Consider the following 23,542-nt stretch of genomic DNA (forward strand, 5'->3'; position numbering starts at 1 on the left):
GTTTAAATATTTTACATATTTACGAACTCGAGTATTTTTAGTGCAAGAAAAATTATTTAAACAATCTTAATATGGGCCGAAAAGTCTATCAAATCGGTATGCTTATTGTCAAGGCACGCTCACGCTATAAACCTTGACAACTGCATACCGATTCGAAAAGAAACAATTAGCCCTATTAAGAAAAAACAACTTAATATTTGCTGGAATTTTTACTTACCAACATAATTTGACGAAGAGCCTGTTTTTAGAGTTTTTTTAGATAAGGAGCTAAATTTATAGATGTTTGATATGAGAGGTGTGGCACCATACTCTATATCAAACAAAACTTTATAGGTAAAAAGGAATGTATAGTGTGACTAAACATGTTTGTTGCTAGTGGTATTTATCTTTAGAGCATGTGGAGTGATTATCGAATAAAAAGTCAAAATTACTTGATTTTTTTTGAATTACCCTCTAAAATACGCACTATGAATAATTGTTGCATGAGTGAGCTTACTCATGCCTTAATGCGTTTAAGGAGATAATATGGCAAAAATGATTGTAGGATTAGGTAATCCTGGGAGAGAATATAGTAATACAAAACACAATATCGGATTTATGGCAGTGGATAGACTGGCGCAAAATCAACAACTTGTGTTTAATAAAACGAAACATCAAGCATTAATCACGGATTTCTTTTTGAATGGTGAAAAAATCATTTTAGTTAAACCACAAACGTATATGAATTTATCTGGTCAAGCAGTAAAACCTTTAATGAAAGATATGAATGTTACACCCAATGATTTGGTGGTCATTTATGATGATATGGACTTACCTATTGGGAAAATTCGTTTAAGACAAAAGGGAAGTGCTGGAGGGCATAATGGAGTAAAGAGCTTAATTCAAAATTTAGGTACACCAGAGTTTAATCGCATAAAAGTTGGTATTGGACGACCTTTAGAATTTGAAACAGTCACTCAGCATGTGCTGTCGTCTTTTTTAGGCATTTATCAGCAAGATGTTGATGCGTCTATTAATCAAGCAATAGATGCAGTAAAAGATTGGCTTAATCACCATAATTTTTTAAATACGATGAATAAGTTTAATTAGAGAGGCAATATATGGAACAAGTATTACAAAATTTAGTTAATAATAGTAAAGAATTGGATAGTCAATTGGTTTTAGGATTGAGTGGAACAGCTAAGAGTTATGTGTTAGCACAAATGATTAAAGCAAATGATTTTCCGATGATTTATGTTGCGCATAATTTATTACATGCAACACAAGTATATGATGATTTAGTGACATTTTTATCGCAAGATCACGTTTATTTATTTCCAAGTGAGGAAAGTGTTGTTTCAGAATTTTCTATTGCTTCTAATGATTTAATGGCACAAAGAATTGAGGCGTTACATTTTTTAACAACTGGAAAACCTGGTATTGTGGTTATGGCATTATCAGGATTTCGTAGACAATTGTCTTGTGTAGAACAGTTTCAAGACAATTGTTTACAGCTTTCTCTTGGTGATGATTATGTATTGGAAGATTTGATTAAGCGATTTGTGACAATGGGATATACACGTCAAGCAATTGTTGAAAGTCCCGGAGAGTTCAGTGTGCGTGGTGGAATCTTTGATATTTATCCTCTAACACAAGATTATCCTTTGCGTCTTGAATTTTTTGATACACAAATCGACTCTATTCGTTATTTTAATCCAGAAACGCAAAAATCAATGGAGCGGGTAGAGAGTGTATTTATTACACCTGCTAGAGATATTTGTTTTGATAGTAAAGACTTTGAATATGCTGTGTCTAATGTGGCTAAAGCTAAAGAAAAAGCATTGAAAAAAATGACAGATCTTCAACTTAAAGATCAATTAACTGTCTTTTTTGATGATTTTATTCAACGATTAGCACTACAAGAATTGCCAGAAAATCCTGCTATGTACACAGAATTATTATATAAAGAGGAATATACGGTTGTAGATTATTTGCATCATAATGGACTTATTGTATTAGATGAGTATGCTAGATTGATTGAACAGGAGAAACATTCTGTTCAAGAAGAAGCACAATGGATTGTTCAAAAAGTACAAGAAGCGGTTATTTTGCCAACTCAAAGATTGAATGTTGATTTTAAAGCAGTGTTGAAACGGAATACTAATCGCAAATTGTATATGGCTAATTTGCATAAAGGGTTAGGTCGTCTAAAATTTTCAGAAATTTACACTTTTCAATATCGGAGTATGCCACAATTTTTTAGCCAAATGCCTCTTGTAAAAACAGAAATGGAACGTTGGCATAAACAAAAAATGACGGTAGTAGCTTGTGTAGCGAATCAGCAAAGAGTACAAAAAGTGAGTCAGACGTTTACAGATTTTGAAATTGATAATGTTACGACAGATTTACAACATTTAAAATTAGGGGAAATAAATATTGTAGAGGGTATTATTCACAATGGTTTTGAGTTACCTCACGAAAAACTGGTGTTTTTGAATGAGAGAGAATTGTTTAATAAAGTCACAAAAACCTTATCAAGACGTCAAAATTTAACGAATGCAGAACGGTTAAAAAGTTATTCGGAGTTGAGTGCTGGAGATTTTATTGTGCATGTTAACCATGGTGTTGGGAAATATCAAGGTATGGAAACCATGGAAATTGCTGGTGTCAAGCAAGATTACATGTCAATTGTGTATCAAGATGATGCTAAATTATTTATTCCAGTTACTCAAATTCATCTTGTTCAAAAATATGTAGCCAGTGACGGTAAAGAACCAAAGTTAAATAAACTAGGTGGAACAGAGTGGGCTAAGACAAAACGTAAAGTTGCCAAGAAAATTGAAGATATTGCAGATGAATTGATGGAACTTTATGCTAAGCGTGAAATGGAAATAGGATTTGCTTTTTCTAAAGATACCCCTGAACAACAAGAGTTTGAGGAGGCTTTTCCGTATGCTGAAACACCTGATCAATTGCGAAGTGTTGTTGAAATTAAGAAGGACATGGAAAAAGCTAAACCAATGGATCGTTTGTTGGTGGGAGATGTAGGGTATGGCAAAACAGAGGTTGCCATGCGTGCTATTTTCAAAGCTGTTCAAGACAATAAGCAAGTTGCCTTTTTAGTGCCGACAACTATTTTGGCACAACAACATTATATGACATTAACCCAACGTTTTGAAGATTATCCGGTTAATATTGCATTGATGAGCCGGTTTAGAAGTCAGGCACAGCAAAAAGAAACAATAGAGGGTTTGAAAACAGGAGTTGTTGATGTTGTCATCGGAACACATCGTTTAGTGTCAAGTGATATTGAATTTTCAGACTTAGGTTTACTTATTATAGATGAGGAACAGCGTTTTGGAGTCAGACATAAAGAGCGTTTAAAACAGTTGAAATCTCAAGTAGATGTTTTAACCTTAACGGCAACGCCTATTCCACGTACTTTACACATGTCTATGCTTGGTGTAAGGGATTTGTCAGTTATTGAAACGCCACCTGCCAATCGTTATCCGGTTCAAACGTATGTTTTAGAATTAGATATGGGCGTGGTAAGAGATGCAATCGAGCGTGAATTAGCTCGTGGTGGTCAAGTGTTTTATTTGTATAATCGTGTTGAAAGTATTTTGGAAAAGGCTGAACAAATTAGACAGCTTGTTCCTGAAGCACGAATTGCCGTTGCCCATGGGCAAATGAATGAAGTTGAGTTAGAAAATGTGTTAATGGACTTTATGAGTGGGGAATACGATGTTTTAGTGACCACAACAATTATTGAAACAGGTGTTGATTTACCTAATGTGAATACATTATTTATTGAAGATGCCGATAGAATGGGGCTTTCGCAATTATACCAGTTAAGAGGACGAGTAGGACGTACAAATCGGATTGCCTATGCGTATTTCATGCATCGTGTGGATAAGACGTTGACAGAAACAGGAGAGAAAAGGTTATCTGCCATTAAAGAATTTACGCAACTAGGTGCAGGTTTTAAAATTGCAATGCGTGATTTATCTATCCGTGGTGCTGGTAATTTATTAGGTCAGCAACAAAGTGGATTTATTGATTCTGTAGGATTTGATTTATATACAGAGATGTTAAAAGATGCTGTTAGTCAACGTCAAAATAATGGAAAAGTGGTTGAAAAACCTGTTGTTGAAATTGACCTAGGATTGAGTGCGTATCTTCCTAGTACATATATTGAAGATGAACGACAAAAAATTGATTTATATAAACGTATTCGCACGATTGAAAGTGTAGAAGAATATCAAGACATTCAAACAGACTTAATTGATCGTTTTGGAGATTATCCAGATGAAGTATCTGATTTGGTCAATATCGGTTTATTGAAATATTATGCTGAGCAACAAGGCATTGAAAAAATTAAACGAAAACAACAGTATATTACGCTCACTTATTCTATAGAAAAGTCAAAAACATTAACTGGTCCGATATTATTTGAATTGTTGAGCAAGACAAAACTAAAAGCCACAGTTCAACAAGACGGCAATAAAATGGTGGTTACGTTTAATATTTCTAGTGTTAAAGAAAATGATATTTGGCTGCATGAATTGCAAAAATATTTGAGTTAGAAAATGTAGTCACTATGGGTAAAGTTTGAATAGATTTTCTATTATGATGTAAACTTATCAATTTTAGAGAGGTATAAATATAATGATGCATACTGTTCAATAGAATAATATTATTTACGAAAAGATGGACTAGAAAAAAAGTCTTAAAAATAAAAAATATCTTATAATAACGTCATTAAAAACGTTGATTCTAATAGGTTTTCACATTTTCAAATTTTAATCGAAAGGTTAAAATTTGAATTTTTCCCAGTCCCGTTTATGTTGTTTAGGATTAAAGAGAAAGACTGATAATTTGCATTCATTGTGTAGGGTACTTTTTTATGGAACTAGTGCAGCGTTTGACTGTTCTTACTTTAAGTGTTTACAGCATGTTAGAAGAGAATATAAAAAGTGAGTAAATAAGTTGACAAATGCTAAGAATTTGTATACAATAACCAAGACGATAAAGCAGAAGCACCCGCTTCTCGCCTTAGTTGACCGTAGGTCCTTGGGCAAATAGAGATTCGATAGATAAGAATGTCAGTGGGTAGTGTTATGCTCACTGATTTTTTTCTGCTCAAAGTCAAACCATAGCGGAGGTGATTAACATAGCAAAAGATATGATGGTAAATGATGGCATTCGTGCAAAAGAGTTACGTGTCATTAATGGTGAAGGGGAACAATTAGGTGTTATGTCAAAATTAGATGCTTTAAGATTGGCAGAAGATTCTAATTTAGATTTAGTTTTAGTTTCTCCAAATGCAACACCACCTGTTGCACGTATTATGAATTATGGAAAATACAAATTCGAGCAACAAAAAAGAGAACGTGAAGCACGCAAAAATCAAAAAGTTGTTACTGTAAAAGAAATACGTTTAAGTCCAACGATTGACGAGAATGATTTTCAAACAAAATTACGTAATGGACGTAAGTTTTTAGAAAAAGGTGACAAAGTAAAAGTGTCTATTCGATTTAAAGGACGTGCCATTACGCATAAAGAAATTGGACAACGTGTACTTGAAAAATATGCCGATGAAACTGCCGATATTGCATCTGTGGAATCACGTCCAAAAATGGATGGGCGAAGTATGTTTTTAATGCTTGCACCTAAATAAGTGCTTTAGGCAACGATAAGAATAAGTTACAGGAGGAAAACAAAATGCCAAAACAAAAAACACACCGTGGATCAGCAAAACGTTTTAAAAGAACTGGTAATGGAGGTTTAAAACGTGCACATTCTGAAAGAAGTCATCGCTTCCATGGAAAAACTAAAAAACAAAGACGTCAACACCGTAAAGCAACAATGGTACATATCAGTGATATGAGACGTATTAAAAAACAATTAGCACAATTACGTTAAAATAAAGTTTTGACATTTAGATTAGTGAAAATAGATAGACAGCATTTTGTGCTGGCAACTTAAGGAGGAATTGATTATGCCACGTGTAAAAGGTGGAACAGTGACGCGTAAACGTCGTAAAAGAATTTTAAAATTAGCTAAAGGTTACTATGGTGCAAAACACTTATTATTCAAAACTGCTAAAGAGCAAGTGATGAAATCTTATACTTATGCATATCGTGACCGTCGTCAGAAAAAACGTGATTTCCGTAAATTATGGATTACACGTATTAATGCAGCAGCTCGTTTAAATGGATTGAGCTATAGCGTATTCATGAACGGATTAAAAGTAGCAGGTATTGAAGTTAACCGTAAAATGTTAGCTGATTTAGCAGTTAACGATGCCGCAGCTTTTTCAGCTTTAGCACAAGAAGCGAAAAAAGCATTAAATAAATAGTCAGTATCAACTTAATTGATATATTCATACAAGCAAAAAGTTTCCAAAACATTAACAACACATTTCTCTAAACGAGGAAAGTGTTGTTTTTTTGTAATCAAGTTTTAGCTGTATGATTATATTCAGCTTTATTGATAATGTATGGTGTCTGATAAAATTCTTTTTCATAATAGATATAGAGTACGGTATATTATAGAGAACAAAATGGAGTAATATTTTATGGGGATTTATTTAGTGCATTAGTGTGTCTAAACTGAAAAGGTAAGATAAATAAAACAGAAAATGGGGAGAGAGCAAAATATTAGAAATTTTTTGTGGATACAAATTTTGATTATTTAGATGTGAATATTTTCTAGCTTGAAAAATTAAATATTTTATTGTTTGTTTAATGTGACGTGTTAGTATGTATCGAAGTTGACAACTGGTGTTTATCCAATTTTGTTAGTGAAAAAACAGATGCAATTGCTTAGATATATAGAAGGCATGTATGTGGATAAACTCTTTTTGTTTATCATCATGATTTATTGTATAATCAGACATTTGTTTACAGGGGAAAAGCTAGGTCTTTTATACAGAAAATAATAAATTTAAGTTGGAAAACTTGCTTAAGATTGGTATAATGGACTATGTCACATAAGTGAATAGAAAAAATATTGATGAGGGTAGTCTATGAAGAAATTACTTTATGCCATTATTGCAAGTGCTATATTATGGTGTTTAGCAACATGTGGACAAAATACGGAAAAGAAAGACGGATTAGTCGGTTCGATTACGGCTGTAGGGTCGTCAGCTTTACAACCTTTAGTAGAGGTTGCATCGGAAAAATTTCAAGAAAAACACCCTGATGTTTTAATTAATGTTCAAGGTGGTGGATCTGGACAAGGATTGAGCCAAATTGTAGCGGGAACAGTTGAAATTGGAAATTCAGATGTGTTTGCTGAAGATAAAAAGATTGATGTTCAAAAATATGCTATTCAAGATTATAAAGTTGCCGTTGTTGGTATTGCACCTATTGTAAATCATTCTGCAGGTGTGACAAATGTAAGCACACAAGAACTAATTGATATTTTTACAGGTAAAATCACAAATTGGAGTCAAGTAGGTGGTAATAATGTCAATATTGTGGTCATTAATCGTGCTAGTGGATCAGGTTCTCGTGCAACATTTGAAAAATATGCCTTGAATGGCACTGAACCAATGACAGCTCAAGAACAAGATAACTCTGGAACAGTAAAAAAACTTGTAAAAGAAACTCAGGGTGCAATCAGTTATGTGTCTTTTTCATATTTGGATAAAACACAGTATCAGTCGTTATCTATTGATCATATTTCTCCAACAGCTGAAAATATTGCAACAAATGCTTGGAAAATTTGGGCTTATGAGCATATGTATACATCAGTAGAACAAGATGCTATTACAAAGGCATTTATCGAGTATATGTTTAGTGAGCATGTACAAAATGAAATTGTCCCTAAATTAGGGTATATTCCAGTGAATATTATGCGCATTGAACGAGATGCTTATGGCAATATTACGGAAAAATAAGTGATAGGAGCATAGTATGCAACCGAATGAAAAAAGAATATCTAAACAAACTTTAGAAAAAATAGGAAAGTATATAACATTTATATGCACAATTATTTTAGCAATTATTGTGTTTACAATTATATTAATGGTCGCTCAAAGAGGATTGTCTACTTTTTTTGCAGATGGTGTAAATCCATTAGATTTTTTATTGAAAACAAAGTGGCTGCCTTCTAGTGTAGATGAGAATGGTCAATCTTATGTTGGAGCGTTGCCTATGATTATAGGATCAGTTGCCGTGACGCTATTATCGGCTATTTTTGCTACACCTTTTGCCGTTGGTGCAGCTATTTTCATGGTTGAAATTTCGCCTAAATTTGGAAAAAAAGTATTGCAACCAGTTATTGAATTATTAGTTGGTATCCCCTCTGTTGTGTATGGATTAATTGGCTTAACGATGATAGTGCCTATGATTAGAGGAGTATTTGGTGGAACAGGTTTTGGGATATTGTCAGCGTCTATTGTTTTAGCAATTATGATTTTACCAACAATGACAAGTTTAACTGTTGATGCTTTGCAAGCAGTCCCACAGTATTATCGTCAAGGTGCTTTAGGATTAGGTGCAACACGTTGGCAAATGATTTACAAAGTTGTATTGAGAAGTGCTAAAACAGGAATTTTAACCGCCTTAGTTATGGGAATGACTCGTGCTTTTGGAGAAGCTATGGCAGTTCAAATGGTCATTGGGAATACGGCTATTGTTCCAAATTCTTTTATTACACCTGCTTCAACAGTAACAAGTATTTTAACATTGAGTATGGGAAATACGATCACAGGAACATTAGAAAATAATGTTTTATGGACACTAGCCTTAGTGTTGTTATGTATGTCAATTATTTTCATTTTCATTGTAAAACGTATTGGAAGAAAGGGGTAATGTCATGAATGCACAAACAAAAGATAAAGTGGCTACAGTTATTCTATATATTATTGCAGGAATGATTTGTATCTTATTAGCTTGTTTAGTAGGGTATGTGTTAATTAATGGCTTAGGGCATGTCAGTTGGCATTTTTTATCCACTAATCCAGAATCTATCAAAGCTGGGGGTGGGATTTTACCTGAATTATGGAACTCGTTCTATTTGTTAATCTTAACATTGTTAATGAGTACACCTATTTCTCTAGGAGCTGCTATTTATTTATCTGAATATGCGCCTAAAAATAAATTGACGGAATTTGTTCGTACATCTATTGATGTATTATCTTCTTTACCGTCCATTGTTGTAGGTTTATTTGGTATGATGCTCTTTGTTATTGCATTTAAGTTCAAATATTCCATTCTTTCGGGAGCTTTAACATTAAGCATTTTCAATTTGCCAATTTTAGTTCGTGTTATGGAACAATCCTTACGTCATATTTCGCACGACCAACGTCAAGCAGGTCTAGGTTTAGGGTTAACAAAGTGGGAAACAACACTATACATTATTGTGCCTGCTGCTTTGCCGGGAATTATTACTGGAATTATTTTATCTGCTGGGCGTATTTTTGGAGAAGCTGCTGCCTTACTGTTTACAGCTGGGCAAAGCGCACCAGCATTAGACTTTACGAATTGGAATCCTATGAGTCCACGTAGTCCTTTAAATATATTTAGACAGGCTGAAACATTGGCGGTTCATATTTGGAAAGTCAATAGTGAGGCAATTGTCCCAGATGCACAGGCTGTTTCTAATGGAACGGCAGCCGTTTTGATTATATTTATTTTGCTATTTAATTTTGGTGCTAGACAACTTGGGTTGTGGCTGTACAAAAAAATGACTTCGGCAAAATAAAAAGAAGTGGAGAAAAGCGATGTCACAAATTGCACTTGAAACAAAACAATTAAATATTTTCTATGGCGAACATCAAGCCATTAAAGAAGTAAGTTTAGCGTTTAAAAAAAATGAAATTACCGCATTAATTGGGCCGTCTGGTTGTGGAAAATCAACGTATTTAAGGTCATTAAATTTAATTAATCGAGAAATAGCAAATTGCCGTATTGAAGGAGAAATTTGGTATAGTGGACGCAACATTAATACTGAAAAAGAAGATGTCTTTGCATTACGTAAAAATATTGGTATGGTATTTCAAAGACCTAATCCTTTTAGTCGTTCAATTTATGATAATATTGCGTTTCCTTTGCGTCGGCATGGATTGACAGATAAACAACGTTTAGATGAAATTGTAGAAACAACTTTAAAACAAGCATCATTATGGCAAGATGTTAAGGACGAATTACATAAAAGTGCTTTAGCTCTCTCAGGTGGCCAACAACAACGTTTATGTATCGCACGTGCTTTAGCAATGAAACCAGATGTATTATTAATGGACGAACCAACTTCAGCATTAGATCCTATTTCTAGTGGAGCGATTGAAGATGTATTAGCGGAGTTAAAAGAATTATATACTATTGTTATCGTGACGCACAATATGCAACAAGCAGCACGTATTTCTGGTGAAACGGCCTTTTTCTTATCAGGTCAAGTGATAGAATATGATCGTACATCTGCTATTTTTAGAAATCCTAAAGAACAAAAAACAGAAGACTATATTTCAGGTCGTTTTGGATAGAAATAGGGGGAAAGTATGGCAATTATTGAAGCAAATAATATTAGTTTATATTATGGTCAAAAACAGGCTTTATTTGATATTAATTTAGCGTTTGAAAAAAATACAGTTAATGCATTAATTGGGCCATCTGGTTGTGGGAAATCAACATTTTTAAGAACATTAAATCGTATGAACGATCTTGTTCCAAATGTGACCGTTACAGGAGAAGTTAGAATTGATGGCGAAAATATTTTTAGTCCAACAACTGATTTAGTCAATTTACGTAAAAAAGTTGGTATGGTATTTCAGCAACCTAATCCATTTCCATTTTCAATTTATGATAATGTTGCATTTGGTCCACGTATACATGGCATTACAAATAAACAAACGTTAGATGAAATTGTAGAAACAACATTAAAACAAGCAGATGTTTGGGATGCTGTTAAAGATAGATTACACGATAATGCTTTAGGGATGTCTGGTGGCCAACAACAACGTTTATGTATTGCACGTGTATTAGCAGTAAAACCAGAAATTATTTTAATGGACGAACCAACTTCAGCATTGGATCCTATTTCTAGTGGGAAGATAGAAAATTTAATTTATGACTTAAAATCTCATTATACGATTGTTATTGTCACACACAATATGCAACAAGCTAGTCGTATTTCAGATAATACCGCATTTTTCTTGTCTGGAAAACTGATAGAATTTGATAAAACAGCTTACATTTTTAGTAATCCAAAAGATAAGCGGACAGATGATTATATTTCAGGTCGTTTTGGATAATGTGGTAAATTTTAATCGTTATGGTGTGCTGCTGATTAATATATAGTGCAAGACATAAGATAAATATCTTTTATGTCAACTAATATGAATGCTTAATGAGGAATAGCAGTAACTATGACAAATATAAAATAAGAAAGAGGAGAAGAGTATGAGAAGAATTTTTGATGAAGAGTTAAATGAATTATATGAACAATTTATTTCTATGGGTAATTTAGTTAATGGATCTGTCAAGAAAGCCGTTAAGTCGTTTATTAAGCACGATGTGCAATTAGCTCAAGAGGTTATTTCTAATGATAAATATGTAAACAGATCTGAAGTGCAAATTGAACAAGGTTGCTTTACGTTAATTGCTTTACAACAGCCAGTTGCTTCTGATTTACGCCATATTGTTGCAGTCATGAAAGCATCAAGTGATTTAGAGCGTATGGGCGATCATGCAGTAAGTATTGCAAAAGCTACAGTGACTGTAAAAGGAAACCATCGCATTTTAGAGATTGAGAAAATGTTAGATGAAATGTCTGATATTGTGGAGTCTATGATGAATCGTGTATTGAAAGCTTATGTTAGCTTAGATATTGAGGAATCAAGAAAAGTTGCTGAAATGGACGAAGCAGTAGATAGTTACTTAAGAAAAATTACTAAATCCTCTGTTCAAGGGATTTTAGACAATCCTGAAACAGTAACAGGTGGCATGGAATACGTGCTTGTGGCAGGATATTTGGAGCGTATTGGTGATTATGTGACTAACATTTGCGAACGTATTATTTATACTGTAACTGGAAAATTAACTGAGTTGAATTAGTGATAAAATCTCCTCTTTTTGAGGAGATTTTATCATTGTAGACATTTATAAAGTGCTTTATTATATAGAGTCTTGGAACAAGAGCAGAATAAATTATTTTTAAAGTGAGCATATGACTTTGTTTGGCTGTGTGAATAGATTGCAGTATGTCATCATAGAGTTTTTATTTGACCAACACTTTTTATAAAGTGTATGATAGGATACGATGAAATTTAAGATATGAACGAAGCAAAAGTATTAGAGAGACTAATTATTTATATTGGTTACTAAATATGATAGTGTGGATAGTAAAAACTTTATGAAAATAGGACATAAAGAATTTAGAAATTTATTCTGTGCAATGCTAGTCGTTTTGAGTAAACGTATCGTTTATATTAGAATTTGAACAATTTAAAAATTGTATCATATTGATTTTAAAATGCTTGGAGTATATGATTTTTTATAGACTTACGTTTTAGTCTTGAAATACTGGATTTTAGAAAGCAGATAAATAAAACTTTTTTCTGATGTCTGGAAGTAGTATGCATGTATTCATTTATGTTCATGTTGATTAGTATATGCTAGAATAGACTATCTTTGTAGGAAAAATAAATGTAAAGTCATGATGAAAATAAAGATATGTTCTTACAAGAGTATAAAATCATGATATAATAGTTGAAATAAAGAGAAGTTAAAGGAATACATTATGGTAAAAAAAATAACAAAGCAATACAGTGATGATGCCATTCAAGTCTTAGAAGGTCTTGATGCTGTTCGTAAACGTCCGGGAATGTATATAGGCTCTACGGATAGTCGAGGAATGCATCATTTAGTTTATGAAATTGTAGATAATGCAGTAGACGAAGCCTTGGCAGGATACGCTACAAAAATAGAGGTAACAATCCATAAAGATAATAGTATTACTGTAAAAGATAATGGACGTGGTCTGCCAACTGGTATGCACCAATCAGGTAAGCCAACTATTCAAGTTATTTTTACAGTATTACATGCTGGAGGTAAATTTGGTCAAGGGAGTTATAAAACGTCAGGAGGTTTACATGGTGTAGGTGCATCTGTTGTGAATGCTCTATCTGAGTGGCTTCATGTGAGTGTTGTGCGTGATCATACTCTTTATCAGCAAAGTTTCAAGGACGGAGGAACACCTGTTGGGAAGTTAACGTCATCTTCTGCACCTCGTAGTACAACTGGAACGAGCGTTCATTTTAAGCCAGATGTGACTATTTTTGGGCATGCTGACTATTCTTATGATATTTTGAGTGAGCGTCTGCGTGAATCAGCCTTTTTGTTAAAAGGTTTAACCATGGTGATTATAGACGAACGCACAGACAAAAGTGAAACATTTTGTTACGAAACAGGCATTAAAGAGTTTGTGCATTATTTGAATGAGGAAAAAGATGTTTTAGGAAATATCGTCTATTTTGAGGGGGAACAGGACGGAATAGAAGTAGAATGTTCTTTTCAATACAACGACGGATATTCTGAAACCATTTTGTCCTTTGTCAACAATGTTCGTACAAAAGACGGTGGAAGTCACGAAGTTGGTTTGAAAACGGCTTTAACAAAATCTTTTAATGAATATGCTCGTAAGGTGCAATTGTTAAAAGAAAAAGATAAAAATCTTGAAGGAAGTGACGTGCGTGAAGGCATAGCTGCTGTTCTTTCTATTCGTGTGCCAGAGGAACTTCTTCAATTTGAGGGGCAAACAAAAGATAAACTAGGAACACCTATTGCCCGTAGTGTTGTGGATAATATTGTACAGGAACAATTAGGGTTTTATCTAGGCGAAAATGGAGATTTAGCCCAACAATTAATTAGGAAAGCCATTAAAGCAAGAGATGCTAGAAATGCAGCACGTAAAGCACGTGAAGAGTCACGAAATGGGAAAAAGAAAAATGCACGAGAAACGTTGCTTTCTGGTAAATTGACACCTGCACAAAGTAAAAATGCGAAAAAGAATGAATTATATTTAGTTGAGGGTGACTCAGCCGGAGGATCAGCTAAACAGGGAAGAGATCGTAAATTCCAAGCTATTCTTCCATTGCGTGGGAAAGTCATTAATACAGAAAAAGCGAATATGTCTGATATTTTAAAAAATGAGGAAATTAATACTATTATTTATACTATTGGTGCAGGCGTTGGTGCAGATTTTGCTATTGAAGATTGTAATTACGATAAAATTATTATTATGACCGATGCCGATACTGACGGAGCACACATACAAGTTTTGCTATTAACGTTTTTCTATCGTTATATGCGTCCGTTAGTTGAGGCTGGAAAAGTCTATTTAGCAATGCCTCCTTTGTACAAAGTGTCTAAAGGGAAAGGTAAATCAGAAATTATTGAGTATTGCTGGAGTGATCAAGAGTTAGATAGTGCAATTAAAAAAGTTGGACGTGGCTATATGTTACAACGTTATAAAGGTTTAGGAGAGATGAATGCAGATCAATTATGGGATACAACAATGAACCCTGAAACACGTACATTAATTCGTGTCACTATTGACGATTTATCTCAGGCAGAAAGGCGTGTCACAACACTAATGGGAAATAAGGTGGAACCCCGTCGAAAATGGATTGAAAGTCATGTTGAGTTTACAATGGAGGAAAGTGACAATTTATTAAAAAATACACGACATACGTATGCAGAGCATGCCAGTGAATTGTCTTTAACTCAAGAAAAGTCGCATAAACATCAAGAAACAAAAGATACATTGACTTATGAGCAAGTAGATTTATTTGGAGGTGAGTTTGATGAGTAATGCACTGCCAACAATTCAAAATATGACGCTTGAAGATGTCATGGGCGATAGATTTGGGCGGTATTCAAAATATATTATTCAAGATAGGGCATTACCTGATATTCGAGATGGGTTAAAACCTGTGCAACGTCGTATTTTATATGCCATGTATATGGACGGAAATACATCAGATAAAAATTTCAGAAAATCTGCTAAGACAGTTGGGAACGTGATTGCTAATTATCATCCTCATGGAGATACTAGTGTGTATGATGCTATGGTGCGTTTAAGTCAAGAATGGAAATTAAGAGAAACACTAGTTGAAATGCACGGAAATAATGGGAGTATGGACGGAGATACTGCTGCAGCAATGCGTTATACTGAGGCACGTCTATCGAAAGTATCAGATGATTTGTTACGTGATATTGATAAAGAAACTGTAGATTTTATTTTAAACTTTGATGATACTACACAAGAGCCAACTGTATTACCTGCACGGTTTCCTAATTTATTAGTGAATGGCTCTACAGGAATATCTGCTGGATATGCTACAGATATTCCTACACATAATTTAGCTGAAGTGATTGATGCAACGGTTCATTTACTCAGTAATCCTAAGGCTAGCGTATCAGAATTAATGCAACATATTAAAGGCCCAGATTTTCCAACAGGAGCAATTATTCAAGGGTATGCAGGGTTAAAAGAGGCGTATGAAACTGGTCGGGGAAAAGTTATCGTACGTTCTAAGACGAGCATTGAAACCATTCGTGGTGGCAAGCAACAAATTGTCATTCACGAAATCCCCTTTGACGTCAATAAAGCCTTACTTGTTAAACGTATGGACGAAATTCGTATTCACCGTAAAATTGAGGGCATTGCAGAAGTGCGTGACGAATCGGATAGAAATGGGCTACAAATTGTTGTAGAATTGAAAAAAGAAGCAAATGCAGAAGGCATTTTAAATTATTTATTAAAAAACACAGATTTACAATTAACATATAATTTTAATATGGTAGCCATTAATAATCGTCGTCCCCAACAAGTAGGGTTAAAAACGATTTTAGAGTCCTACATTATGCATCAAAAAGATGTGATTTTAAGACGGACACGGTTTAATTTAAATAAAGCAAAAGCAAGATTACATATTGTTGATGGCTTAATCAAGGCATTGTCGGTGTTAGATGAAGTTATTGTCCTGATTAGAAATAGTAAAGATAAAAAAGATGCTAAAGATAATTTAATGGCAACTTTTGCATTTAGTGAAAAACAAGCAGAAGCTATTGTATCCTTACAATTGTACCGTTTAACAAATACCGATATTACGGCATTACAAAATGAAAAATTAGACTTGAACGAGGAAGTAGCTTCTTTAGAATTGATTGTGAAACAAGAAAAAGTGCTTGTTAATGTTATGAAAAAAGAATTATTAGAGATTAAGAAACGGTTTGGAACGCCACGTTTAACTCAAGTACAAGATGAAATCGATGAAATTCATATTGAAACAACCGTTCTAGTGCCACAAGAAGATGTTTATGTAGTGGCAACACGTGGTGGATACTATAAACGTGTGAGTCTACGTTCTTATGCATCTTCTAATGGAGAAGAAACGGGACTACGTGAAAGAGATGACATTATTTTCAGTGCTAAAGTAAGTAATTTAGAGCATTTTTTAGCAATAACATCAAAAGGCAATTATGTGCATTTGCCTGTACATGAGTTGCCGGAATATAAATGGAAAGAATTAGGTGAACATTTATCACAAAAAATTTCGTTAGATACGCAAGAAATGATTGTAGGTGCAACAGTTATTACAGCACAAGACAATCCTAGTGCAACAGTAACTTTAATGACTAATGACGGTATGATAAAACGGACATTGTTAAAAGAATTTGTATCCTTTAGAAGTTATAAGAGCAAAACCGCTATAGCAATGAAGTTGAAACAGGAAGAGAGTAGGGTTGTCAATGTGACATTCCAAGAGCAAGATAATGCAAGTGATGAAGTATTGTTAGTCACACATTTAGGATTTGGATTACGGTATGCTTTACACGAGGTTCCAGTTGTGGGTATGAAAGCAAGTGGTGTAAAATCAATTAATTTAAAACAAGATGATGAAGTGATTGGTGGGATAACCTTTAATCCAGAAAATCACACTAAATTACAAATTGTGCTTGTGACACAAAGAGGTAGTGTGAAACGATTAAATGTTTCAGAAATCAATCTGCTCACAAGAGCAAAACGTGGATTGATGTTATTGAAAGAATTGAAAACAAATCCGTATCGTTTAGTGTATCTTTCATCTATAGTTTCAAGTGGAGATACATTAGATGTGTATTCAACAGATAATGAAACGCTTAGCTTGGACGTTATGAAAATTTCTCTATCTGAGCGTTATTCAAATGGAAGTAATGTGTTAAATAAAGGAGAAGTTGCACAAGTTGTTTATCACTCCGTAAACTTATTGCTATAAAAATGCCGATAAAATGGGTAATATTTTTTAATAGATCACTAGATATAGCGTTTCAATACATAAATGAGAAAAGAACAAAAGTATCTATTTTGTTCCCCCTCTTATTTTAGAACGACTGTTGTTAGAATAAGGGGCTGGGAAAAATTAAACTGTGTCTGAAGTGATCATGTTAAAACTGAGAGAAATCCTACGTTTGTAACGTTGGTTTCTCGCAGTTTTATTTTTTGGGAGTATATAAACAATAATGAATGAGATAAGTATTATACAAGACTTTAATGGGAAAGTGCTATATGTCAGTTGTTTTTTAATACGTTGAATAGTGGTATACAATAAAAATGTATTGTGTGTAAAAAAGTAAATTTTAAAGATTGGAGCATTGTATATATGCTCTATTTTTTCTTTCAGTAGATTTGTTTAGTCATTATTATTTATTTTTTATTAAATCAGACTGTTTTAAAGTGTAATCCTTGAATTAGTAGTCTTTTTATATCTTGTGTTCAAATCTTTGATTTTAATAAAAAATAACACATGAAAATTATCGATATTATATATATATATATATTCATCATTATTTATTTTTCTGTTAAATCAATCTATTTTGAATTTAAATTATTTAATTAGTAGTCTTTTTATACATCATGTTCAAATCCTTGATTTTAATAAAAAATAATACGTGAAAACTATTGACATGTTATATATATATATATATATAATGGGCTTGTCATACATTAGTATGAACAAATTTAAGGAGGACTACATATGAACAAAAAAGTAAGAGTATTATTAGCATCTGTGGCATTACTGTCTACTGTAGCAACTACATTATCTGTATCAGCTCAAGATAATGACAGTATTCCCACGTTGCAAAATTTGAAAAATAAGGAGGATGAAAAAAGACTTGCAGCAGCGTTGCAAACAACGATTGATGCAGAAAATAATGCACGCGATGTATTTAACGCACGTCTTGCAGAACATCAACAAGTGCTAAATGTTTACAATACTACAGCAAAAGAATTTGAATTTGCAGAAGTTGAATATAAAAAAGTTCGTATAGAAGCAAGTCAAGATATTGCAAAAGAAACTGCACACTTAAATGAATTGATTGCTGTAGGAAATAACGAAATTGCAAGGATTGAAGATGCTATTGCAGTAAATCAAGGCAAATTACCAGAAGCTAATGCTGCTATAAACACGGCTAAACAAGAATTATCTTCGGCTGAACAAGCATTAGAAGATGGAAAAAATCAATCACCACAAGTCAATATTAGACCGTTAGAAGCAGAAGTACAAGCTAAAAAAGGTGCACTTGAGGCAGCTGAAAAAGCACTTAGTGATTTACATAATTTTATTGATAACGATACAAAATTACTTGGAAAAGCTAAAGTTGATGTAAAAAATGCAGAAAATAAAAGAGATGCGTTAAATATTGATGATAATGCAGCGGTTCGTCGTGCTAAACAAGCATACGAAAAAGCGTTGGAGGCCTATCGTAAAGCAGCAGACAAATTAAGTGTAACACGTGCTAATTTAGACCGTGCTGTAGAGGCATTAAATGAAGCAATTAAACAAAACAGAATTAACCATTTGAAGAATGGTGTGGAATATCAAGGACAAGATGTAGCACCTGTTGAAAAAACAGACGCTGAAAAAGAAGCAGAAGAAGTTGCAAGAACAGCTGAACAAGAAGACAAAGAAAATAAAGAAAACAAAGAAAACAAAGAAGAGGCTTCACAATCAAATCAAGCAAAACCATCAGTTGCAAGCACACCAACTGGTGAGAAAGTATTGCCAAAAACAAGTGCTGTAAAATAATCACATTTGTGTTTATTTATAATGTTCTGAATGATACTTAATAAATGACTTTAATGAAACAGCTATAAATTAGTGTCTTTATCTTAATTTATGGCTGTTTTTTAATAGAGATTTTTGATTTTATGTATGTGTTTAAATAGAGTACGTATTTATGGCGTGTTGACAAGTACGATAGGAAAGAAAAATAGTGTTAGTTGTATAATTGTTTAACGAAAAAATTAACGTCTATAAAGTAGAGGAAGCGTTAAAAAATACTATAAATTAAATAGTATGGATAAGAGTATATGGCTATAAATTAGCGTTTATGTTATGACAAGATAAATGTGACAAATACATATCATCACTTTTTTAGACGATAAACGATTTTATGTTTTGTGTTTAGCCTTTTTTTATGGTTAACATGAGTGAGGGTAGTGCATTTTTTAGGATAAAAGGTTTTTATTGTGTACTGATTACAAAAAGGATAGCTTTTTTATACCGGCAATGATTATGAACTGTACATAATTAGTGTTGTTATGGAGTAAGCAAAAAATAAGATGGGTAATAAGAAAGAATAGATTTGTTTTTACAACAGAAAGGAAAGAAGTTTATGAGAAGTAGTAGAGTGCAGAGGAAACAAAATAAGGTACTATATTGGATTATTGCCAGTGTGTTATGTATCGTAGGTATTTTAGGGATATATGCTTTATCTCAAAGTGAACCTAGTAAACAAGGAGAGAATAAATCGTCTACTCAATTACTTTCCAAACAGAAAGTGACTCAGCAACAAACTTATCAAGTGTCTGCTGATGAAAAGAAATATTTGAGTGAACGTTTCAAGTCGCTAAGTCAAATTAACTCTGAAGCGGTAGGGTATGTGTACGCTCCAAATACGCTTTTAGATGAACCTATTGTGCAAACTCATGATAATGAAACGTATTTAGATAAGACATTTGAAGGGGAGCATAAACCGTTATTGGGAAGTGTTTATATGGATATGGATAATAATAAACAGTTTTCAGATAAGTTAACGTGGTTATTTGGTCATGCAAGAGGGAGTCATGTGCCGGATCATCGTATGTTTAAAACCGTAAATTATTATGATAATCAAACTTATTTTGATGAGCATCGGTATGTTGTCATTGAAACCCCTGAACGTAAATATTACTATGAAGCGATGTTTTTAATTATTGTTCCAGAAAATACGGCATTTTATAAGACACATTTTAATAGTGATGATGAATTTGTAAACCAATTAAGTGAAGTTCAAAAACAAGCGACGTCTAAGGCTAAGCAAGTAAATATTCAATCTAGTGACAATTATTTAGTATTATCTACGTGCCGAGAAGATGATGATACCATTCGTTCTAATTTATATTTACGTCAAATCACTGATGCTGAATTGCCAGAGTTTTTAGCACAACACGGAGAAAAACTTGCTTATAAACCAACACGTTAAGGAATGAGTCAATGTATAGAGTAGAAACAACAGTTAATCCAGAAGAATATGATGCATTTGTGAGTGGGCATGTTTTACATTCCTTATTGCAATCATATCATTGGTATGAGGTTAAACAAGAATGGAACCATTGCCATTTTTTAATTTATCGGCACAATACTATTGTTGGAGCTGGCTTATTGCTTTATCGTGAAATTGGGAAGATATTTCGTATAGGCTATATTCCTAGAGGGCCTATTTTAGATTATACGGATAAACCTTTAGTTGAGTTCACCATGAAAAGCATTACTCAATTAGCTGTGCAACATCAACTAGATACGGTTATATTTGATCCTAAAATGGTGTACCAATATAAGAATAAGAAAAGTTCAATAGTAAATGATGATATATTAAAAATTAAGGCACATTTAGAAAGTCTATCCATTAAGCATATTGGCTTTACTAAATATATGAATGATACCATTCAACCTAGACATGAGGCAGTTATTTCTCTTGAACAGCCTCTTGAACACACTGTTTTTTCAAGCACTAAACAAATTATCCGTCGTTCTTTGAAAAAGCATATTACTATTGTTGAACATGATGCCAGTCGTTTGAGAGATTTTGATCATATTTTAAGAGGTGTAGAAAAACGGCATGGGATTAAATTGAGGAATATCCAATATTTTAGACGACTACTTGAATGTTATGCCATGCATGCGCATCTTTCTTTTGCTGAAATAGATGTTTGTGCAACTAGAGAAAAAGTTATAGATAGACTTGAGGATTTAAACGCTCAAAAACAATTACTTGTCAGTAGCCCTAAACGTATAAAATTGATGGAAGATGAAGAAAAGATGTTGCATTCTTATTTAAGTGAACTGAATTCAGTACATGAGAAAAAAATTGTTTTAGCGTGTAATTTATCAATAGGCTATGCTGACACGTATGAAATGTTGTATGGTGGCGTAAGCGAACAATTAAAATCAACTCATGCACAATATGCCTTAGATTATGCCGTATTGGAATATGCACAAAAACTAGGGTATAAAAAAGTGTCCATGGGAGGAATAAGTGAGCATGAACATGATGGATTGCGTCGATACAAAAGTCAATTTGGTGCGATTACTGAAGAATATATTGGAGAATTTCATATTATAAACAATCATTTGAAATATGCATTATTTAGTACACTGAGAAAACTATTGGCATATATTAAAGCTGATAAGTGACCTACTATCAGCTTTTTTGTGTCGGTTACATTAAAAAAGTGGAACAAAACTAAAATGGCATAGGTGTGATAGTAAAGCGTTTGGTTATCTGTTAGTGGAGCATGCATAAAGCAAACTTTTTGTGACATTTACATTAAAAAAGTGGAACAAACTATAATGATATAGGTATGACAGTAAAGCGTTTAACTATTTGTATGGGAATAGGAAAATATTTTTTGGGTGATGGTTATGTTACAGAAAAGAAAACATACCATGTATTGCCGATTTTGTTCTAATTTTTTGAGGTAAAGCAAATAAAACATACATCAAAGACTAAAATGGAATAACCTACTTTTTGTAAAAAAATAGAAATTTTAATTTTTTTGTGGTGAAAAGTGGGTATTTGTGGTAGAATATGGAGGATAAGTGGTAAAGGAGGTGTTTGACAATGTTAATGGGTGAATTTAAGCATACGATTGATGCGAAAGGTCGAATTATTATTCCTGCTAAATTACGTGAAGAATTGGGTGAAGAGTTTATTTTAACACGTGGTTTAGACGGGTGTTTATTTGGCTATCCAAAGGATAGTTGGCAATCTTTGACCGAAAAATTAACAAGTCAATTACCTCTTGGAAAAAAAGATGCTCGTTCAGTTGTCAGATTTTTCTATTCTGCTGCAAGCGAAGTTGAGTTTGATAAGCAAGGACGGATTATGATTCCAGCCACGTTAAGAGAGTATGCAGAATTGTCGAAAAACTGTCGTGTTATTGGTGTTTCTGATCGCTTGGAAATATGGGACGAACTTAAATGGCAAAGCTATTTAGCAGATACACAAGCACAAATTCCAGAATTGACGGAGAATATTTCTGATTTTGAATTTTAAGAACGGTAAGGGAAAAGAATGTTTGAACATACAACAGTGTTATTACATGAAACAGTAGATTATTTGAATGTAAAGCCGAATGGCATTTATGTGGATTGCACATTAGGCGGTGCAGGGCATAGTCAATATTTATTAAGTAAGCTGTCTGAAAGAGGGCATTTATACGTGTTTGATCGTGATGATATGGCACTTTCTCATGCAAAAGAAAAATTAGCACCGTATATTGAAAAAGGGATGATTACATTTATTAAAAGTAATTTTGCTGCTATTAAAGAAAAACTTGAGGCTTTAGGTGTCAGTCAAGTTGACGGTATTATGTATGATTTAGGTGTGTCCTCTCCACAATTAGATAAGATTGAGAGAGGATTTAGTTATCGGTATGAAGCACCTTTAGATATGAGAATGGATCAAACTCAAGAGCTGACAGCAGAAACTATTATTAATGAATGGGAATATCATGAACTAGTAAAAATATTTTATCGGTATGGTGAAGAAAAATTTTCTAAACAAATCGCTAGAGAAATTGAACGTGTACGTGAAAGCAAGCGTATTACGACAACACTTGAATTAGTCGATATTATTAGAGATGTTATTCCAATGGCAGCACGTAGAAAAGGTGGGCATCCAGCTAAACGTATTTTTCAAGCTATTCGTATTGCAGTTAATGACGAATTGAGTTCAGTTGAACAATCATTGGAAGATGCATTAGGTATGCTTGCTGTGAATGGAAGAATAAGTGCAATCTCATTCCATTCATTAGAAGATCGCATCATTAAAACGTTATTTAAAGAATACAGTTCAGTAAAAGAGCTGCCAAGCAAATTACCTGTTTTACCGACTGAAATACAAGTGCCTTATCGATTAGTGACGAAAAAACCAATTTTACCAACACCTTTGGAAATTGAACAGAATAGTCGTTCAAAAAGTGCTAAATTAAGAGTAATAGAAAGAATAATGTAAAGTAGGAGGAA

The 23,542-nt window shown here is 33.4% G+C and carries 18 protein-coding genes and 1 other annotated feature; all 18 genes read left to right on the forward strand.

Annotated features, from left to right (window positions below):
* Positions 1–525 precede the first annotated feature (525 nt).
* The 18 genes from pth (at position 526) to rsmH (ending at position 23,531) form a co-directional block, all read left to right on the forward strand.
* Positions 526–1,089 carry an aminoacyl-tRNA hydrolase gene (gene pth / locus E4T68_RS03420; protein WP_135124141.1) on the forward strand — a complete coding sequence of 188 codons (564 nt, stop codon included), beginning with the start codon at positions 526–528 and terminating at the stop codon, positions 1,087–1,089.
* Positions 1,090–1,100: 11 nt separating this feature from the next.
* Positions 1,101–4,565, forward strand: a complete 3,465-nt coding sequence (gene mfd, locus E4T68_RS03425) for a transcription-repair coupling factor (protein WP_135124143.1) — start codon at positions 1,101–1,103, stop codon at positions 4,563–4,565.
* Between the two features lie 439 nt (positions 4,566–5,004).
* Positions 5,005–5,123: a sequence feature (ribosomal protein L20 leader region), on the forward strand.
* A 23-nt stretch (positions 5,124–5,146) separates the two neighbouring features.
* Positions 5,147–5,659: a translation initiation factor IF-3 gene (gene infC, locus E4T68_RS03430; protein WP_135124187.1), complete on the forward strand. Its 513-nt coding sequence runs from the start codon at positions 5,147–5,149 to the stop codon at positions 5,657–5,659.
* 44 nt (positions 5,660–5,703) lie between these two features.
* Entirely contained in the window at positions 5,704–5,904 is a 201-nt protein-coding gene (gene rpmI, locus E4T68_RS03435; protein WP_135124145.1) for a 50S ribosomal protein L35, read from the forward strand.
* Between the two features lie 76 nt (positions 5,905–5,980).
* Entirely contained in the window at positions 5,981–6,340 is a 360-nt protein-coding gene (gene rplT / locus E4T68_RS03440) for a 50S ribosomal protein L20 (protein ID WP_135124147.1), read from the forward strand.
* Positions 6,341–7,009: 669 nt separating this feature from the next.
* The gene (locus E4T68_RS03445) at positions 7,010–7,885 is read left to right on the forward strand and encodes a phosphate ABC transporter substrate-binding protein PstS family protein (RefSeq protein WP_135124149.1); all 876 of its coding nucleotides are present in this window, start codon (positions 7,010–7,012) and stop codon (positions 7,883–7,885) included.
* A gap of 16 nt (positions 7,886–7,901) precedes the next feature.
* Complete coding sequence (gene pstC / locus E4T68_RS03450; protein WP_135124151.1) at positions 7,902–8,801, forward strand: phosphate ABC transporter permease subunit PstC; 900 nt, start codon at positions 7,902–7,904, stop codon at positions 8,799–8,801.
* 4 nt (positions 8,802–8,805) lie between these two features.
* Positions 8,806–9,693 (forward strand): phosphate ABC transporter permease PstA, encoded by an 888-nt coding sequence (pstA, locus tag E4T68_RS03455; protein WP_135124153.1) that lies wholly within the window; start codon positions 8,806–8,808, stop codon positions 9,691–9,693.
* Between the two features lie 19 nt (positions 9,694–9,712).
* On the forward strand, positions 9,713–10,471 hold the full coding sequence (gene pstB, locus E4T68_RS03460) for a phosphate ABC transporter ATP-binding protein PstB (RefSeq protein WP_135124155.1): 759 nt from the start codon (positions 9,713–9,715) through the stop codon (positions 10,469–10,471).
* A 15-nt stretch (positions 10,472–10,486) separates the two neighbouring features.
* Positions 10,487–11,239 (forward strand): phosphate ABC transporter ATP-binding protein PstB, encoded by a 753-nt coding sequence (gene pstB / locus E4T68_RS03465; protein WP_135124157.1) that lies wholly within the window; start codon positions 10,487–10,489, stop codon positions 11,237–11,239.
* A gap of 148 nt (positions 11,240–11,387) precedes the next feature.
* Positions 11,388–12,041: a phosphate signaling complex protein PhoU gene (phoU, locus tag E4T68_RS03470; RefSeq protein WP_135124159.1), complete on the forward strand. Its 654-nt coding sequence runs from the start codon at positions 11,388–11,390 to the stop codon at positions 12,039–12,041.
* 685 nt (positions 12,042–12,726) lie between these two features.
* Complete coding sequence (gene parE / locus E4T68_RS03475; protein ID WP_135124161.1) at positions 12,727–14,799, forward strand: DNA topoisomerase IV subunit B; 2,073 nt, start codon at positions 12,727–12,729, stop codon at positions 14,797–14,799.
* A complete protein-coding gene (gene parC / locus E4T68_RS03480; protein WP_135124163.1) occupies positions 14,792–17,248 on the forward strand; it encodes a DNA topoisomerase IV subunit A in 2,457 nt (818 codons plus the stop codon). Before parE ends, parC begins: the two co-directional genes overlap by 8 nt.
* Before the next feature lie 759 nt (positions 17,249–18,007).
* Positions 18,008–19,060: a hypothetical protein gene (locus E4T68_RS03485; RefSeq protein WP_135124165.1), complete on the forward strand. Its 1,053-nt coding sequence runs from the start codon at positions 18,008–18,010 to the stop codon at positions 19,058–19,060.
* 589 nt (positions 19,061–19,649) lie between these two features.
* On the forward strand, positions 19,650–20,498 hold the full coding sequence (gene srtB / locus E4T68_RS03490) for a class B sortase, LPKTxAVK-specific (RefSeq protein WP_135124167.1): 849 nt from the start codon (positions 19,650–19,652) through the stop codon (positions 20,496–20,498).
* Positions 20,499–20,509: 11 nt separating this feature from the next.
* Positions 20,510–21,709 carry a peptidoglycan bridge formation glycyltransferase FemA/FemB family protein gene (locus E4T68_RS03495; RefSeq protein ID WP_135124169.1) on the forward strand — a complete coding sequence of 400 codons (1,200 nt, stop codon included), beginning with the start codon at positions 20,510–20,512 and terminating at the stop codon, positions 21,707–21,709.
* 427 nt (positions 21,710–22,136) lie between these two features.
* A complete protein-coding gene (gene mraZ / locus E4T68_RS03500; protein WP_135124171.1) occupies positions 22,137–22,571 on the forward strand; it encodes a division/cell wall cluster transcriptional repressor MraZ in 435 nt (144 codons plus the stop codon).
* Between the two features lie 18 nt (positions 22,572–22,589).
* Positions 22,590–23,531: a 16S rRNA (cytosine(1402)-N(4))-methyltransferase RsmH gene (gene rsmH / locus E4T68_RS03505; RefSeq protein ID WP_135124173.1), complete on the forward strand. Its 942-nt coding sequence runs from the start codon at positions 22,590–22,592 to the stop codon at positions 23,529–23,531.
* Positions 23,532–23,542 lie beyond the last annotated feature (11 nt).

This window comes from Granulicatella sp. WM01 (genome assembly GCF_004570605.1).
GTDB lineage: Bacteria > Bacillota > Bacilli > Lactobacillales > Aerococcaceae > WM01.